Below are 18,252 nucleotides of genomic sequence, written 5' to 3'. Positions count from 1 at the left end.
GTCATCGAGGCCGCCGACGCGGTGAGTCCTCCACCCCCTGCCGATCCCTGGTGATCCGCGGGGTTGCGCTGGTGGCAGCAGACCCGCTGCCGGCACCATCGCAAGGTCCACCATGACAATCGACGAGCCCCACCACGCGCTGCTTCAAGCAGCAGCCCAAACCCGCAACCAACTCATCGTCCGGCCCGCCGGGCTGAATTCCCGAGCGGCCAAGCTGCTGTTCGCCAGGCTCTGCAAAACCGCATCGGCGGCCGAGGTCGTGGTCTGCGAGGATGAACCGTACTGGCACAACGACGAGCGCGGTCGGATCGGACTGCGCTTGCCCCCAACCAGCCGGAAGAGGCTCGGACTCGATGGCGATGGCGATGGCTCCGACGCGTCGAAGCTGGTTGCCGATGCGGGGCTCGGTCAGGGTGGGATCGCGCCGAGATCCGGGACGAAGCGGGCGCTGATCGTCGCGATGCTACGGCGCGACCAGGGCGCCACGCTCGTCGAGCTGATGGCCGCCACCGGCTGGCTCGCCCATTCCACCCGTGCCGCCCTGACGGGCTTGCGCAAGCGAGAGCTGCCCCTCACCAAAGCGCGCGATGCCGATGACCGGACCGTGTATCGCCTGATCGACGATGTGACGGCGAAGGCTCGGTGATGGCTGGCGCAATCCCGTCCCCGGCTGCAGGGACATCGTCGCTTGGCGCGATCGGTCCCGAACTCACGCGTGAGATCGAGGGGCTGACCTGCCTCGATCTCGGCGACCTGCGCATCCGCTGGCGACAGCATCTGCGATCGGCTCCGCCGCCGCATCTGTCCCGCACCCTGATGATGCGACTTCTCGCCTATCGTATCCAGGCGAAGGTGCTGGGTGACCTCGATCGCGACAGCGCCCGTTTGCTCGATCGGATCGCAAAAGAACGCCTGCGCCGGCGCGCTGCCGCCGAGCGGGCCGCCAAGCCGAAGGCGGTACCGATCGTCCCGCCGATCCCCGCGCCCGGGCTGCGGCCCGGCACGCTGCTGGTGCGGGAGTTCGCCGGTGAGGTTCACACCGTCACCGTGGTGGCGGGTGGCTTTGCCTGGAAGGAGGCGAGCTTTACCAGCCTGTCGGAGGTCGCCCGCGCGATCACCGGCACCCGCTGGAACGGACCACGCTTCTTCGGTCTGCGCGACAAGGTACCTTCCGGCAACACCGGCGCCGGCACGGCCGCACCTGGGGACGCGGGAGGGGCAGCGTGATGGCATCGCCTTCCAAGCCGCGGCACCCCAGCGCCTCGCATCCCAAGGCCCAGGCTCCCAAGACGCCGGCACTCAAGACGCTGCGCTGCGCGATCTACACCCGCAAATCCACCGAACACGGGCTCGAACAGGCGTTCAACTCGCTCGACAACCAGCGCGAGGCCGCCGAGGCCTACATCAAGAGCCAGGCGCATGAGGGCTGGCGCCTGTTGCCGGAGCCCTACGACGATGGCGGCGTCTCGGGCGGCAGCCTCGACCGTCCGGCCCTGCAGCGGCTGCTTGCCGAGATCGAGGCGGGACGTGTCGATGTGGTGGTGGTCTACAAGGTCGACCGGCTCACCCGCGCCCTGTCGGACTTTGCCAGGCTGGTCGCGCTGTTCGACGCGCACGGCGTCTCCTTCGTCTCGGTCACCCAGGCCTTCAACACCACCAACAGCATGGGACGGCTGACGCTCAACGTCCTGCTGTCGTTCGCCCAGTTCGAGCGCGAGGTCACCGCCGAGCGCATCCGCGACAAGATCGCGGCCTCGAAGCGCAAGGGCATGCGCATGGGCGGACCGGTGCCGCTGGGCTACCGTGTCCACGACAAGAAACTGGTCCCCTGTCCCGACGAGGCAGAGCAGGTGAGGACGATCTTCGAGCACTACCTCGCGCTCGGCTGCCTGAACGGATTGGCGACCGCTCTGCAGAGCCGGGGCATCCTCACCAAGCGATCTCCGCGTCGCGATGGCACGATCCGCGGCGGCATCGCCTTCACCAAGGGGCCGCTGGCCTATCTGCTGCGCAACCGGGTCTACATCGGTGAGGTGATCCACAAGCACCGGCATTATCCCGGTGAGCACGAGGGCATCGTGCCACGCGAGCTGTTCGAGGCGGTCCAGGTCGCGCTGAGCGAGAAGGCGCAGGCGCAAGCAACTGTGCGAGCCAACACCGGCTCGCTGCTGACGGGGCTGCTCTACGACGACTGCGGCAACCGGATGACGCCGAGTTCGGCCAGGAAGGGGGCTCTGCACTACCGCTACTACGTCTCGCGAGCCCTCGAGACCGGGAAGCGCAGCGAGGCAGGCTCGGTCTCGCGGGTGTCCGCACCGGAGATCGAACAGGCGGTGCGGGACGCACTACGAACGGCCTCTCTCGACCTGGCCGTTCTCTCCGACGCGCTGCCGCCAATCGCCCAGGTCAGCCGCATCGTCGTTCATTCGAGCTATCTGGCGATCAGCTTCGTCCAGTCGGACGAGGCCATGGACGACGACAGGATGGGCGGAGCAGGAACTGGAGCGGGAACTCCTGAGCCATCCCAACTCCGTGTGTCGTGGTCGGCCCGACCAAACCGTCGCCGCCGCGAGATCATACGTGCCGAGGGCGATGAAGAGACCCCATCACTGCGGCCGATGCGGACCGAAACCCGAGCCCGGCTCGTGGACGGGATCGCCAAGGCACGCGTCTGGCTCGACGACCTCGTGGCCGGCCGTGTCAGTGACACCCACGCGATCGCCACGGCGGAAGGCTGCAGCGAGCGCTCGGTGCGCATGACCCTCAACCTCGCCTTCCTCGCTCCGTCCATCGTCAAAGCGGCGATCGAAGGCACACTGCCGGAGGGTTGCGGTATCTCGGCGCTGATGAACGCGCCAATGGCCTGGACAAAGACGTCGATTGCCCTGGGCGGCCATGCTGCGTGACAGAGCACTTCCTGCGCTCGACCGGCTGTAGATATCGCCCTGCCTTGGGACGCTCATTGTTATGTCGTTCCGGCAGCAATGCGCCAGGAGCAGACATCAACCCACGGCCCGGCAGCAGACATTCACGTTCTGCTGAACGACCGTCCGGTGTCGAGCCTTCACAGACCCTCGGAAGGTCCGCTTCGCGGCAGTTTGATGGGCGGTGACGTAAGACCGGGTTGGATAGGTTTCTGCTTGTCTGCTTCTGAGTAGATTACTGATAAATTCGACGTCGCTCAGTTATCGCTAGGCTCCATCTAGGATTCTTCAGGTCGCCGAGGTCCAGGGATAGAACGGAAAAATGAGATCAACTTCACCTGCCCTAATGCGGTCCTGTGCGCTCAGGGTCACGTCTGCATAACAACGACGTGTCCGACTTCCTTTGGCCTGGCAGTTCTTTTCGATTAGCCCGGCTCAAAGACAGCCGGTTAGGTCAGGCGTCTAGGTTCAGACAGAAAATCCACTAAGCGGCTCTTGCCCGATTTTGGACCGACCCTTCCAATATAAAACTGCTAGCCGAACCCTCAGCCGAGCAGCGCTCGCTTTTGCGCAGCACCACGAGTATGCGGCAGGTCCGGATCAAAATCTCCGTCGTACCCGTCGTCGACCGAGGCGCCTGCCTTTGCCCACGCTTTCATATTGAGTGGCGTTACCACCATGCCCTGTCCCACTGTCCCAGGTATGCTCGCATGACTCCCTCGGCCTCGCAGATCGAACCGAAACTGCTTCTGAAAAGCCTCCGCGCCTTCCGCAAAGGCGATTTCTCGGTCCGCCTGCCCCTCGACCTCACGGGTATCGACGGGGAGATCGCCGAGGCCTTCAACGACATCGTCGAGCTGAACCAGGGCTTGTCGCGCGAACTCGACCGGGTCGCTCGCGCGGTCGGCAAGGACGGACGCATTGGCGAGCGCGGAAAGCTGCCCGCAGCAACCGGCGGATGGAACGAGTGCGTCGACTCCGTCAACGCTATGATCGGCGATCTCGTCCAACCGACGACAGAAGTGGCACGCGTCATCGGAGCAGTCGCCAAGGGGGACCTCGGCCAGACCATGCAGATCGAGATCGAGGGCCGTCCGCTCAAGGGCGAATTCCTTCGCATCGGCAAGGTCGTCAACACCATGGTGGATCAGCTCAACTCCTTCGCTTCTGAGGTAACCCGCGTTGCCCGCGAAGTAGGATCAGAAGGTAAGCTTGGCGGTCAAGCGCAGGTGAAGGGTGTCGGCGGCACCTGGAAGGACCTCACCGACAACGTGAATCTGATGGCGGAGAACCTCACGGGGCAGGTCCGCAACATCGCCGAGGTCACTACGGCGGTCGCGAATGGCGATTTGTCGAAGAAGATCACTGTCGACGTGAAGGGCGAGATCCTCGATCTCAAATCGACTTTCAACACGATGGTGGACCAGCTCAACTCGTTTGCGTCCGAGGTGACCCGCGTCGCTAAGGAGGTGGGATCGGAGGGTAAGCTCGGCGGTCAGGCGCAGGTGAAGGGTGTCGGCGGTGTCTGGAAGGACCTCACCGACAATGTGAACATGATGGCGGAGAACCTCACCGGTCAAGTTCGCAATATTGCCGAGGTAACAACAGCCGTGGCTCGCGGCGACCTCTCGAAGAAGATCACCGTCGACGTGAAAGGCGAGATCCTCGCCCTCAAGCTCACCATCAATACCATGGTGGATCAGCTCAACTCCTTCGCCTCCGAGGTGACGCGCGTTGCCCGCGAGGTCGGCACAGAGGGCAAGCTCGGCGGCCAGGCCCAGGTTGAGGGTGTTGGCGGGACTTGGAAGGACCTCACCGACAACGTGAACATGATGGCGGCAAACCTCACGGGACAGGTCCGTAATATCGCCGACGTTACCACTGCGGTCGCGAATGGGGATCTGTCCAAGAAGATCACGGTGGATGTGCGCGGCGAGATCCTGGAGCTGAAGAACACCATCAACACCATGGTGGACCAGCTCAACTCGTTCGCCTCCGAGGTGACCCGCGTTGCCAAGGAAGTGGGATCAGAGGGCAAGCTCGGGGGCCAGGCGCAAGTACGGGGGGTGGCCGGCACCTGGGCTGATCTCACCGACAACGTGAACTTGATGGCGGCAAACCTCACGGGACAGGTCCGTAACATCGCCGACGTTACCACCGCGGTCGCGAATGGGGATCTGTCCAAGAAGATTACGGTGGATGTGCGCGGCGAGATCCTGGAGCTGAAGAACACCATCAACACCATGGTGGACCAGCTCAACTCCTTCGCTTCCGAGGTGACCCGCGTTGCCAAGGAAGTGGGATCAGAGGGCAAACTCGGGGGCCAGGCGCGCGTTGAAGGCGTCGCCGGCACCTGGGCCGATTTGACCAACAACGTGAACCTCATGGCCGAGAACCTGACGGGGCAGGTCCGCAACATCGCTGACGTGACGACGGCTGTCGCGAATGGGGATTTGTCAAAGAAGATCACCGTCGACGTGAAGGGCGAGATCCTGGAGCTGAAATCCACCATCAACACCATGGTGGACCAGCTCAACTCCTTTGCTTCCGAGGTGACGCGCGTCGCCCGCGAGGTCGGCACAGAGGGCAAGCTCGGCGGCCAAGCCCAGGTGAAGGGTGTCGGCGGCGTGTGGAAGGGCCTGACCGACAACGTGAACATGATGGCCGCCAACCTCACCGGCCAGGTTCGCAACATCGCTGACGTGACGACGGCGGTCGCGAATGGAGATCTGTCCAAGAAGATCACGGTGGCGGTCGAGGGCGAGATCCTGGAGCTGAAGTCCACCATCAACACCATGGTGGACCAATTGAATTCCTTTGCGAGCGAGGTGGTGCGCGTCGCCCGCGAAGTGGGCATCGAGGGCAAGCTCGGCGGTCAGGCGCAGGTGCGCGGCGTCGGCGGGACCTGGAAGGATCTGACCGACAACGTGAACATGATGGCCGCCAACCTCACCGGCCAGGTTCGCAACATCGCTGACGTGACGACGGCGGTCGCCAATGGGGATCTGTCAAAGAAGATCACCGTCGACGTGAAGGGCGAGATCCTGGAGCTGAAATCCACCATCAACACTATGGTGGATCAATTGAATTCCTTTGCGAGCGAGGTGACCCGCGTTGCCCGCGAGGTGGGATCTGAGGGCAAGCTCGGCGGTCAGGCGCAGGTGCGCGGCGTAGGCGGGACTTGGAAGGATCTGACCGACAACGTGAACATGATGGCCGCCAACCTCACCGGCCAGGTTCGCGGCATCGCCGACGTTGTGACGGCGGTCGCGCAGGGCGACCTGAAGCGGAAGCTTTCGGTGGACGCCAAGGGCGAGATCGCGGCGCTCGCTGACACCGTCAACGAGATGATCGAGACTCTGGCCACCTTCGCCGATCAAGTCACGAACGTCGCCCGCGAGGTTGGCGTCGAGGGAAAGCTCGGCGGCCAAGCCCGGGTGCCGGGTGCAGCGGGCCTGTGGCGCGATCTCACCGACAATGTGAACCAGCTTGCCGCTAACCTGACGACCCAGGTTCGCGCCATCGCCGAGGTAGCCACGGCGGTGACCAAGGGCGATCTCGCCCGCTCGATCGCCGTCGAGGCTTCCGGCGAGGTCGCATCGCTGAAGGACAACATCAACGAGATGATCCGCAACCTGCGGGACACGACGCTCAAGAACGCTGAGCAGGATTGGCTGAAGACCAACCTCGCCAAGTTCACCCGCATGCTGCAGGGCGAGCGCGACCTCGCTACGGTCTCGAACCTGATCCTATCCGAGATCGCCTCCCTGGTGAACGCGCAGCGGGGCGTCTTCTACATGGTCGAGAACGACGGGACGGAACCCGTGCTCGACCTGATGGCGAGCTACGCCTTCACCGAGCGCAAGAACCTGTCGAACCGCTACAGGATGCGCCAGGGCTTGGTCGGACAATGCGCTTACGAAAAGAAGCGCATCCTGCTGACCAACGTGCCGGGCGACTACATCACCATCGGCTCGGCGCTGGGTGAGGCCGCCCCCCTCAACATCATCGTGCTGCCCGTCCTCTTCGAGCAGGAGGTCCGGGCGGTGATCGAGCTGGCCTCGTTCAACCGCTTCAGCGAGACGCACCAGCTCTTCCTCGACCAGCTCACCGAATCCATCGGCATCGTGCTCAACACGATCGCCGCCAACATGCGGACGGAGGGCCTTCTGAAGCAGTCGCAGCTCCTCACGGGCGAGCTGCAGAGCCGCCAGGAAGAGTTGAAAAAGACCAACGACCGCCTCGAACTGCAGGCCGCTTCGCTTCAGCAATCGGAAGACCTGCTCAAGAACCAGCGCGAACGCCTCCAGACGACGAACGAGGAGCTGGAGGAGAAGGCCCGCCTGCTCGAGATCCAGAAGAAGGAGGTCGAGGGTAAAAACCGCGAGGTGTCGGTCGCGAAGACCGCGCTGGAGGAGAAGGCCGAGCAGCTCTCGCTGACCTCCCGCTACAAGTCGCAGTTCCTGGCCAACATGAGCCACGAACTGCGGACCCCGCTCAACAGCCTGCTGATCCTCTCGAAGCTGCTGACCGAGAACCGGGACGGCAACCTGACGGACAAGCAGCGGGAATTCGCCAAGACGATCAACGCGGCCGGCTCCGACCTTCTATCGCTCATCAACGACATCCTCGACCTCTCGAAGATCGAATCCGGAACGGTCTCCCTCGAAGTCGGCGACGTGCCGCTGCAAGACATTGTGGACCACCTCGACCGGACCTTCCGCCAGGTCGCCGAGGAGCGTCATCTCGCCTTCGCGATCAAGGTCGCCCCAGGCCTGCCCCGGGCAGTGCGTACGGATTCGAAGCGGCTACAGCAGGTCCTGCGCAATCTCCTCTCGAACGCCTTCAAGTTCACCGAGAAGGGGAGCGTGACCCTGCGGCTCGGGTCGGCTGAAGGCTCCCCGCTCCGGTCGGGCAGCCAATGGATGGCCCTCTCGGTGACCGACACCGGCATCGGCATTCCGGAGGACAAGCAGCGCATTATCTTCGAGGCCTTCCAGCAGGCCGACGGTACCACCAGCCGGAAGTATGGCGGGACGGGCCTCGGCCTCGCGATCAGCCGTGAAATCGCGCGACTTCTGGGCGGCGAGATCGTTCTGGAGAGCGTGCCCGGCGAGGGCAGCACCTTCACGCTGTTCCTGCCCTTCGAGACTCCCGTGACCTCGGGGGTGAGCCGCCCGATGGAGGTTCACGAGGGCAGCGGGGCCGCCCCGCCGGTGAGCCGGCAACCCTCCGCCGCCATGGCGCTCTCGGCCTCGGCCGACGACCGTCATGCCATCCAGGCCGGCGACCACATCGTGCTCGTCGTCGAGGACGATGCCATGTTCGCCTCCGTCCTGCTCGAACTCGCGCGCGAGCGCGGCTTCAGGGGCCTGATCGCTCAGGACGGGGCAGGGGCGCTCGCGCTCGCCCACCGTTACAAACCCCACGCCATCACCCTCGACATCGGCCTGCCCGACATGGATGGCTGGGCGCTCCTAGACCTCTTGAAGAACGACCTCCGCACCCGGCACATCCCGATCCACGTCATCTCGGTCAACGACGAGAAGAAGCGCGGGCTGAAGGCCGGCGCCTTCGGGTTCCTGGAGAAGCCGGTCGACCGAGAGGGACTGCTGAAGGCCCTCGAACGGTCAAAGGAATTCATCAGCCGGCCCGTTCGCAACCTGCTTCTCGTCGAGGACGACGACAACCAGCGTGCCAGCATCACCGCGCTGCTGAGCGAGGAGGACGTCAAGGTGTTTGGGGTTGGTACGGCCTCCGCCGCCCTCGAAGCCGTGACGGGCGGCCGCTTCGATTGCGCCATCATCGATCTGGGGCTTCCCGACATGGGCGGCTCGGAGTTGATCGAGCAGATTCGGGCCTCCCAGGACGGGGAGGAGCTTCCGATCATCGTCTATACGGGCCGGGAACTGACGGCGGCCGAGGAGCAGCACCTGAAGCAGACGGCGTCCACCATCATCCTCAAAGATCCGCTCTCGTCCGAGAGGCTGCTCGACGAAACCGCCCTGTTCCTCCACCGAGCACTCGGCAACGCACCCGCCGAGGACCCGATCCTGATCGAGCGGAAGGACCCAGCCTCGCTCCAGGGCTGCCGTGTTCTCCTCGTTGACGACGACCTGCGCAACATCTTCTCTCTCACCAGCGCGCTGGAGCAGTACGGGCTAGAGGTCCTCTTCGCAGAGAATGCGCGTGATGGCATCGCGCTTCTGAAGGCCAATCCGAACATCGACGCGATGCTAGTCGACATCATGATGCCGGGGATGGACGGATACGAGACCATGCGCGAGATTCGGACCAACGATGCCTTCCGGACCTTGCCCCTGATCGCCGTCACCGCCAAGGCGATGAAGGGCGATCGCGAGAAGTGCCTCGACGCGGGTGCTTCCGATTACGTGTCGAAGCCCGTCGACATGGATCAACTCCTCGCCGTCCTGCGGGTGCAGCTCGAACGGCGCGGACAAGCCGCCGCCGGCCCGCAGCGCCGTGGGAATGGCGCGGCCGACACTGTTGGGCATGCCCGATGAGGGATTTGCCGCAGCCATCCTCGTGGGACTCAGATCCCGTCGGCGATCCGGGCCGCGCACCGGGGCAGCTTCTGATCCGTGCGAAGATCCTCATCGTCGATGACGACCGCCGTAACCTGTTGGCCGCTTCGGAAGTGCTCGACGAGCCCGGCCTCGAACTTGTGCTGGCGGACACGGCGGAGGAGGCCCTACGTAGAACGTTGCGGGAAGACTTTGCCCTCGTCCTGCTCGACGTGCAGATGCCCCGCATGGACGGCTATGAGGTCGCGTCGCTGATCCGGAGCCGGCCCCGGACTTCCCGTGTGCCGATCCTGTTCCTGACCGCGCACAACAAGGAGGACGTTCACATCTTCCGCGGCTATTCCGCCGGCGCGGTCGACTACGTCTTCAAGCCAATCCAGCCCCTCGTCCTGAAATCGAAGGTCGACGTCTTCGTCGACCTCTATCGCAAGACGGAGGAGATCAAGAGCAAGGCGGCCGCCGAGAAGCAGCTTCTCCTAGAGAACTTGCGGGTGCGCGGCGAAAAGCTCGACGCAGAGCGGGCGCTGCGGCGGAGGGAGGAGCACCAGGCCGCCGTGCTGCGGGGGCTCCCCATCGCCCTCTACACGGCCTCCCTCGGAGAGGCAGACCGAAGCTTGTACTTCACCAATGATAGCATCCAGCGCATCACCGGTTTTCCCTGGGACGCCTTCAAGGCACCGGGGTTCTGGCAGTCACGAATCAATACAGAGGACCGGGTAGAGGTTTTAGACGCCCTCCGGACGGTGGTCGAGACGGGCTCGGCTACGCTCGAATATCGCTGGCGCAACGCGGACGAAGCGGAGAGACACATCCTCGAACAAATCGTCGTCAATGCCGGTGAGGACGGCGCCCCGTCGGAGCTGTTCGGCATGTGGTTCGACGTCTCCGAGCGCAAGGAACTGGAACTCAACCTCCTGCATGCCTCGAAGCTTGAGGCCGTAGGACGCCTGACCGGAGGTATCGCCCACGACTTCAACAACATGCTGAGCATCGTCATCGGTAACCTCGACCTGTTGCTAAGCTCAATGCAGCCAGACGAGAAGACGCGCCGTCGCGTGCAGAACGCTATCGAGGGAGCGCAGCGTTGCGCCGAACTCACCAGCCGCCTTTTAACCTTCTCGCGTCGGTCACCACTGCAGCCCAAGACTTTGAATTTCTCTGATTTTATGCCGGGTCTGATTAAATTGCTAGAACGCACCTTGGGGGAGCGAATAGGCGTCACACTGACCATGGACGAAATTCTTCCCGAAATCTGTGTTGACCACGCTCAACTTGAAGCGGCGCTCATCAACCTCGCCGTTAATGCTCGTGATGCGATGCCGGATGGCGGACATCTCAATATAACGGTTCGACATTCGGACGGGGATACACTGCAGGACGAAAGTACGGGAAGGTCGGTTAAGATCTGCGTTGAAGATACCGGATCAGGAATGTCCCCTTCTGTCCTCGCCCGAGTGTTTGAGCCCTTCTTCACCACCAAAGAGGCGGGCAAAGGTACCGGGCTGGGCCTCAGCATGGTCTATGGTTTTGTTCAGCAAAGCTGCGGAACCATAACCGCCGATAGCATTTTGGGACAGGGAACAAGCATCACGATAATCTTGCCTGCCTCGGTCGAAAGCAGATTTGAGCCATCCGTTCAGACACACACCCATGGTATGACACATCTAAACGGGGCAGGAAGATCTGTTCTCGTTGTCGAGGATGAGGAGGACGTTCGGCAAATTGCCGTTTCGGCTCTAATGGCACTCAAATTCAATGTCATTGATGCAAGAAGCGGCGAAGAGGCTCTTGGGATTTTAGAACAAACCCAAGATATTAAACTTGTTTTTAGTGATGTGAATATGTCAGGTGCTTTGACAGGAATCGAGCTTGGACACATCATTATGCGTCGCTGGCCAAATATACCTGTTCTTCTAACATCAGGTTATATCAGAGAAGATCAAGATACAGCCCCCTTCGACGTTTTGCAAAAACCCTTTCGTGCTTCAGAGATGATAGACAAAATTACTGCGTCATTATCAACTGGTAAGGTGGACGCGTCTGGGTCCGTTACAACAGAAGATTTAAATAAATAATCCCGTCACACATTAATACAAGCATAGTTGTCTCACTCTTTATATTCAGTCCATCGTGATTTAGGCGTTTAGGGCTCGATGTCATTCCGAGCCCGAAATTCAGCTAGCTTTCCGCGTTCCATCAGAACAGCCAGCGAACGACCGCTTTCGTGACTGGCACAGACCGGCATCAAAGACGTGGTTGGGTCGAAAGCCGAACGTCCGCTTCCGGGCGCGACGCCCAGTTCCGTTCACCACCGAGGCTGTGTGAAAACGAAGGCACGCTGCGAGACCGTAGAACAATCCTCTAGTCGGCGGACTTTCCAACCAGCCAAACAGCCATGCTGATGAAGACAAGGCACCCATTCCGATGCTGCCAAGAGCATCTAGGGAAATATACATCTACCTCGACTAACGCCTTCCCCGTTTTCACACAGCCTCCACCCATAGTGGACGTCGGTTTAGACCCGCCGCGTTTGCTGCTTGCCACCTTCGATCATGGAGCGAATGCGTGCTGCCATGGTTTCCATCGCAAATGGCTTCGTCAGCACTGCCATGCCGGGTGCCAGTTGCCCGTTGCCCAAGATTGCGTTCTCCGCGTAGCCGGTGATGAATAACACCCTTAGATCCGGCCGGTTGACGCGTGCAGCATCCGCCATCTGGCGGCCGTTCATGCCGCCCGGTAGGCCAACATCGGTGACCAGAAGATCAATCCGGACGTCCGATTGTAGCACCTTAAGACCTGCGACGCTGTCCCCAGCCTCAATGGCCGTGTAGCCGAGATCTTCCAGGATGTCGGTGACGAGCATGCGCACGGTGGGCTCGTCGTCCACGATCAGCACCGTCTCGCCCTGTTCCGAACGCGGTAGATCAGTGATCGGAATTTTGCCCTCATCGTCCGCGACCTCGCCGTAGTGGCGCGGCAGGTAGATGCACACCGTGGTGCCTTGCCCCACTTCCGAGTAGATCCGCACCTGTCCGCCTGATTGCTGGGCGAAGCCGTAGATCATGGACAGACCGAGGCCCGTGCCCTCGCCAATAGGCTTGGTGGTGAAGAAGGGCTCGAACACACGCGCGATGACCTCCGGCGGCATGCCGGTGCCGGTGTCGGTGACACTCAGAGCAAGGTACTGCCCCTCCGGCATGTCGTGCTGGCGTGCCGCCCGTTCGTCGAGCCACTTGTTGGCGGTCTCGATGGTGATGCGGCCGCCATCCGGCATCGCGTCGCGGGCATTGATGCAGAGGTTGAGAAGCGCGTTCTCCAATTGCGGCGGGTCCACCAGGGCAGGCCAGAGGCTCGCGGTGCCGATCACCTCAACCGGTATGGCAGGGCCTACGGTGCGTTGGATCAACTCCTGCATGCCCGTGGCGAGGCGGTTCACGTCGGTGGGCTTCGGGTCGAGGGTCTGCCGGCGTGAGAAGGCGAGCAGCCGGTGCGTTAGCGCAGCGGCGCGTTTTGCTGCTCCCTGCGCCGCCATCATGTAGCGGTCGACGTCAGTCAGGCGGCCTTGCTGCATCCGAGTCTGCATCAACTCCAGTGAGCCGGAGATGCCTGCGAGCAGGTTGTTGAAGTCGTGGGCGAGCCCACCGGTGAGCTGGCCCACCGCCTCCATCTTCTGGCTCTGGCGCAACGCTTCCTGTGCGGCCGCGAGTTCGGCCGCGGCTTCCTTCTCCGCCGTCACGTCCCGGCCGACCGCGTAGAAGACGTCGCCCTCCGGCACAAGCGTCCAGGAGATCCAGCGCCAACTGCCATCGCCGTGACGGAGCCGGTCCTCGAAGCGAGCAACGCTCTCACCCCGAAGAAGCACCTCCATCACCGCGCGGACGGCATTGTGATCATCCGGGTGGACCTGATCGGGAAAAGGCAGGGACAGCAACGTCGCCGCGTCCCTGCCAAGGGTCGTCTCCCAGGCCGGGTTGATCGCCTTCAGGTGGCCGTCGAATCCCATGATCGCAAAGAGGTCTCGGCTCATCTCCCACACACGATTGCGCTCGGCCGCCTGCTCGGCAACCTTCTGTTCGAGCTGCTCGTTCAGTTCGCGCAGGCGTACCTCGTCGGCCTTGCGCGCGGTCACGTTGATTGCCGTGCCGATCACGCGCACGCAGCGGCCAGTGTTGTCGAAGATGCCTCGCCCCTTGGCCGCCACCCAACGGACGACGCCGTCCTCCTTGCCGATGGTCCGGTACTCGACGTCGTAGAGAGGACGACGATCGGAATCGCTCGCGGCCTCATAAGCCGCACGGATCTTCTCCCGGTCTTTAGGGTGAACGCCGTTGTGGAAGTCGTCCAACGTGACTGGCACGTCCGGCGATATCCCGAACATCGCCTTGATACGCGGCGGCCAGAACATGGCGCCGGTGTCGTTATCGACGTGCCACTGGCCGATCTCGGCTACCTCAAGAGCAAGCCGAAGTCGCTCCTCGCTCAGCGCCAGCCGGTCCTCGGCTTCGCGACGCTCATCGATGTCGATGACCGAGCCGACATAGCCGAGGAACACACCGTCCGGGGTGAACCTCGCGGCAGCCGCGTCGATGGTCCAGCGGTAGACGCCATCGGCGCGGCGCAGGCGAAAATCGACCCGGTAGTCGCGGCGCTCGGCATTGGCCGAGACGAAGGCCTGTTCGGCGGCCGGACGGTCGTCGGGGTGAACGGCGTCAAGCCAGCCTAAGCCTTCGCCCGATCCCGGCGCCTGCCCGGTGAACTCGTACCAGCGCGCGTTGAGGTAGGTGCAGTACCCGCTGGGGTCGGTCACCCACATCATCACCGGCGCGTTGTCGGCCATGTTGCGAAAGCGCGCATCGCTCTCGCGCAACGCCGCCTCGGAGGCGCGCAGCCGGTCGATCACCACTAACTGGCCGCGCGCCAGCTCGTCCCGCCCCTCGGCGTCGCCGCGCAGCCGCACCACCTCGGAAACGTCCTCGACGTGGTGGAGGATCAGGACAACGTCGCCATCCTTGCCGAGAACCGGCTTGTTGACCGGGGTCCACCACCGTTCGACGAAGCGCCCGTCCGATCCTCGCAATGCGTAGCGCTGTACCGCCATCGTATCGGTCGACCGCGTGGCGACCACCCGCTCGAGCGAGGCTGTCAGATTGCGTACCCCGTCCGCCTCAGGGTCATCGGGGTCATCCGGGAAGACGTCGAACAGCCGGCGTCCAATCTGTTCTTCAAGTGTCGTACCTGTCACGCGAAGGTAGGCCTCGTTGGCCGTGACGATGGTCCAGTCGGGCGGGGCCACCACGAGGAAGGGGGTGGGCGAAATGTCGAACAGCGCCTGGAAGACGTCGGACGGACCAACGCCGACGACCGCTTGCGTCAGCCGGCGCCCTAAGGCATTGCGCTCCGCATCGGACAGAGTTTCTATACGGGTCTGCTTGACGATGAGCGCCGACAGATCAGGGTTGCTCAATGCGTCACCGGTTTTTTGGGTTAAGGAGTGTCCGCACTTCCAAGGACCCGCACGAAAGGCTTTGTCGGTGGTGCTTGCTACCTAGCACAGGCAGGCGCCGCGCCCATACGACACGGCCATGACGGCCGCAGCTTTAAGGATTCTGCGGCTGGCAGGACACAAAGGTTGCGGCGAATGACGTCGGGCGAGGTCACGAGCCTGAGCAGCACTGCGGCTATTTCCGGCGCGGCGGCCATCAGCCGGGCATCGGCCAGTCGCTGGAGGCCGGTGGCGATGGGGAGCGGTGCATAACCGAGTGCGAAGGGCCGAGCCTACCGGATCAGGTCGGAAAAGCCGCCCGGCCGATCCTCGGTCGATACTCGCCATCACGCCTCGGATGGGACGGAGGAGGAACTTCGGCTCCGGGGCGGAAGGCCAAGGTCCGGTTGCCACCGAGGCTGTGTGAAAACCCAGTCAGTCCGCGAAACCGGAGATCAATCTTACGCTATTGCCGTTCCAACATTTCATGCGTCGTTTTCGATGGCGCGGAGGGCTGGCGACGGGGTCTGGCTTGCCCGTCCAGGGAAGAAAACTCTACCCTCTCCTGCCGGGCCGGCGTGTTCACACAGCCTCCACCCATTCCGGCTGTAAGGCCGGCCGGCTGCTTTCGACCCTTGTCGAACCTTCAGAGCGTCCGCTTCTGGGCAGCCCGATGACCGGATGCGCCTGACCGGGATGGGTGGTTTTCTGCCTGTCTGCTTTCAGACGGAGATTTGGCGAAGCGGAAGTTGAAATGACTGGCTTCCGAGTGGGCGCCGGTTGCCAATTCACTCTATAGCATGTATTATTTGGATAAGACTAGCCGCATACAGGTTGCCGCGACGTCGACCGGTGCGTAGCTGACAAACGACGTCTGAACTTTTCTGCAGGACAATTTAGCAATCCGATCAAGTCTCGACCGCGCCTCCCTCAAAAACGCGACCTTACCGATTGAAGGATGACGTATGCCGGAGGTGCCTGTGGCCTCAGCCCCGCCGTCGAAGCCTGAGCCGACCTGGTCGAGTTGGCTCTTTCCGGCCTTGTGCGTCGTCTTTGTGCTCGCAGCCGCCTTCCTGGTCTGGCTAATCGCCGGCAACTGGAACCGCTGGACTAGCGCCGCACGCTTCCAGACCAAAGGCGACGCTTTCAAAAAAACTCCATTCGCCACCGATCAATCGCTAGAAACGCGGCTAACCTAAGTGTCTTTCCAGAGACATTTTAAAAAATAAACTTTGCTTGTAATTCATGGAGCTTGTGGGAGCCTCTTTGAAAGTGGACGAAGGCAACCGGAAGCTACTACGATCGGTGCGGTTGGTGTTATTCGAACGATATGATGGTTGGGGAATAGATACTTGTCGCTCCTTTGATCCCAATGGGTAAACGCGGCGGCGAGCGGAACGTGGACCTGTAAGGTTGGCCGAGGTCGATCCTGAACGATCTCTCCGTGTCCGTCGGTCGGGCGAACGCTGAGGTCGGTTCTGCAGACGGCCCCTTTGCGAGGTCGGGCATCTTGCAAAGCTATAGTCTTGTATGGCGAAGCTCCCTGATCAATGCTGCACCGCACCGATCAGAGCGTAGGGGAATCGAAATATGGAAACGATCGGCAGGGACCTGCAGGAAATGCAGCGCGTCCCCCTCGCAGCATCGCATATCGCCGCGCTGCAGGCCGCAGGAGTCGAACGGCATTACCCGGCTGGGACTTTCCTCGCACGCGCTGGCGAACCTGCTGATCGCTTCGTCTATGTCGAAGAAGGCGAAATCGAAGTCGTGAATCCGTTCACGGATGAACGCCACCTTCCGTCCACCCTCGGACCGACGCAGTTCATGGGCGAAATCTCGATCTTGAGCGGTGGCAATTGGTCGATGCCCATGCGGGCGGTCCGGGATACCACCGTCGTCGAGGTGCCGCGCCTGGAGATGCTGCGGCTGATGTCCGAGATTCCTGAGATGTCGGACATCGTCATCACGGTTCTCGCTGCACGGCGGCGGCGGCAGCTCGACTCGCGAGACGGCACATTGGTGCTGATCGGCGAGGATGACGACCGGGCCGTTCGGCGGATCGCGGAGTTCGCGAGCCGCAACCGCTTTCCCTATCGGTCCTACTCGCTCGGCAGCCCGGAGGCCGGAGCCGTCGCGAAAAGCTGCGCGATCGCCTCCGACCGGCCGGCCGTGATCTTCGGACGCGACGTCGTCGTGACGGAGCCGACGCCCGACAAGGTCGCCCATTTGCTGGGCCTCAACTACAACCTCATCGACGACGAGGCTTTCGACGTTCTCATCGTCGGCGGTGGGCCAGCCGGTGTGGCGGCGGGCGTCTACGCAGGCGCGGAGGGCCTACGAGCGCTGGTCGTCGAGGACCTCGCGATCGGCGGCCAGGCCGGCACGTCGAGTCGGATCGAGAACTATATGGGATTTCCGACGGGCATCTCGGGCGCAGACCTCGTCTGGCGCGGCGAGGTCCAGGCAATGAAATTCGGGACGCGGTTCGCGATGCCGCGGCGGGTTGCAAAGCTGGAGCAGCTCGAGGACGGCGCGTTCTGTGCGACGTTCGACAACGGCCAACGCGTTCGCGGGCGTGCCGTCGTCGTCGCGACCGGTGTCCAGTACCGACGCATGCCGATCGACCGGCTTGAGGCGTTCGAGGGCGCGGGTGTCTATTATGCGGCAACGGAAATCGAGGCACGCTACTGCCGGAACGCCGAGACCATCATCATCGGTGGCGGCAACTCGGCAGGCCAGGCGGCGATGTTTCTCAGTCGCTCGGCCAGGCATGTTCGCCTCCTGGTACGCGGTCCCTCACTCGCGGCCTCGATGTCGCGTTACCTTTCGAGCCGTCTGGAAGCCGATCCGGCGATCACCATCGAGTATTGTTCCGAAATTAGCGCTTTGCATGGCGATGATCGCCTCGAAGCGGTAATCATCCGCAGCGTCGTGGATGGGACGGCCCGTACGATCCCAACATGCGCCGTGTTTGTCATGGTCGGGGCTGCGCCCAATACCCAATGGCTCTCGGGGCTCATCGAACTCGACAACCATGGTTTCGTGCTGACCGGGGACGCGATCGGCGCAGGCTCGCCCTATGCAACATCACACCCCGGCATCTTCGCGGTAGGCGATGTCCGCGCTGGCTCCGTCAAGCGTGTTGCATCGTCCGTGGGGGAAGGGTCGGTCGTCATCTCTAAGGTCTGGGACTATGTCCGGCACTGAAAACCCTGCGTCCCCAGTTGAGTGTTGAAAGCCGCTCGCCTAGCAGTGCGACGACAGATGTTCATTGTCGATCAGCCCTGTTGGCTTGAAGATT

At 62.6% G+C, this 18,252-nt stretch carries 7 protein-coding genes; 6 read left to right on the top strand and 1 reads right to left on the bottom strand.

Features of this window, described 5'->3' with window-relative positions:
• The first annotated feature begins 112 nt into the window (after positions 1–112).
• The 5 genes from ASG40_RS08365 (at position 113) to ASG40_RS08345 (ending at position 11,544) form a co-directional block, all read left to right on the top strand.
• On the top strand, positions 113–646 hold the full coding sequence (locus ASG40_RS08365) for a DUF3489 domain-containing protein (protein ID WP_055883533.1): 534 nt from the start codon (positions 113–115) through the stop codon (positions 644–646).
• Complete coding sequence (locus tag ASG40_RS08360) at positions 646–1,227, top strand: DUF2924 domain-containing protein (protein WP_055883530.1); 582 nt, start codon at positions 646–648, stop codon at positions 1,225–1,227. Before ASG40_RS08365 ends, ASG40_RS08360 begins: the two co-directional genes overlap by 1 nt.
• Complete coding sequence (locus ASG40_RS08355; RefSeq protein ID WP_082523974.1) at positions 1,227–2,906, top strand: recombinase family protein; 1,680 nt, start codon at positions 1,227–1,229, stop codon at positions 2,904–2,906. Before ASG40_RS08360 ends, ASG40_RS08355 begins: the two co-directional genes overlap by 1 nt.
• A gap of 728 nt (positions 2,907–3,634) precedes the next feature.
• A complete protein-coding gene (locus ASG40_RS08350; protein WP_055883527.1) occupies positions 3,635–9,448 on the top strand; it encodes a HAMP domain-containing protein in 5,814 nt (1,937 codons plus the stop codon).
• The gene (locus ASG40_RS08345; RefSeq protein ID WP_055883524.1) at positions 9,445–11,544 is read left to right on the top strand and encodes a response regulator; all 2,100 of its coding nucleotides are present in this window, start codon (positions 9,445–9,447) and stop codon (positions 11,542–11,544) included. Before ASG40_RS08350 ends, ASG40_RS08345 begins: the two co-directional genes overlap by 4 nt.
• A gap of 440 nt (positions 11,545–11,984) precedes the next feature.
• Here the strand turns inward: ASG40_RS08345 and ASG40_RS08340 are convergent, their stop codons facing one another.
• On the bottom strand, positions 11,985–14,933 hold the full coding sequence (locus ASG40_RS08340; protein ID WP_055883521.1) for a PAS domain-containing hybrid sensor histidine kinase/response regulator: 2,949 nt from the start codon (positions 14,931–14,933) through the stop codon (positions 11,985–11,987).
• A gap of 1,608 nt (positions 14,934–16,541) precedes the next feature.
• Here ASG40_RS08340 and ASG40_RS08335 point away from each other — a divergent pair.
• A complete protein-coding gene (locus ASG40_RS08335) occupies positions 16,542–18,158 on the top strand; it encodes an FAD-dependent oxidoreductase (protein WP_055883511.1) in 1,617 nt (538 codons plus the stop codon).
• Positions 18,159–18,252 lie beyond the last annotated feature (94 nt).

This window comes from Methylobacterium sp. Leaf399, from assembly GCF_001424525.1.
Taxonomy (GTDB): Bacteria; Pseudomonadota; Alphaproteobacteria; order Rhizobiales; family Beijerinckiaceae; genus Methylobacterium.
Note: the sequence above shows the minus strand (reverse complement) of the source record. Positions and strands in the feature narration are given on the sequence as shown.

Excerpts from the sequence above, each read along its gene's own strand:
- ASG40_RS08365 (WP_055883533.1), top strand. The coding sequence starts at position 113 with ATGACAATCGACGAGCCCCACCACGCGCTGCTTCAAGCAGCAGCCCAA.
- ASG40_RS08360 (WP_055883530.1), top strand. The coding sequence starts at position 646 with ATGGCTGGCGCAATCCCGTCCCCGGCTGCAGGGACATCGTCGCTTGGC.
- ASG40_RS08355 (WP_082523974.1), top strand. The coding sequence starts at position 1,227 with ATGGCATCGCCTTCCAAGCCGCGGCACCCCAGCGCCTCGCATCCCAAG.
- ASG40_RS08350 (WP_055883527.1), top strand. The coding sequence starts at position 3,635 with ATGACTCCCTCGGCCTCGCAGATCGAACCGAAACTGCTTCTGAAAAGC.
- ASG40_RS08345 (WP_055883524.1), top strand. The coding sequence starts at position 9,445 with ATGAGGGATTTGCCGCAGCCATCCTCGTGGGACTCAGATCCCGTCGGC.
- ASG40_RS08335 (WP_055883511.1), top strand. The coding sequence starts at position 16,542 with ATGGAAACGATCGGCAGGGACCTGCAGGAAATGCAGCGCGTCCCCCTC.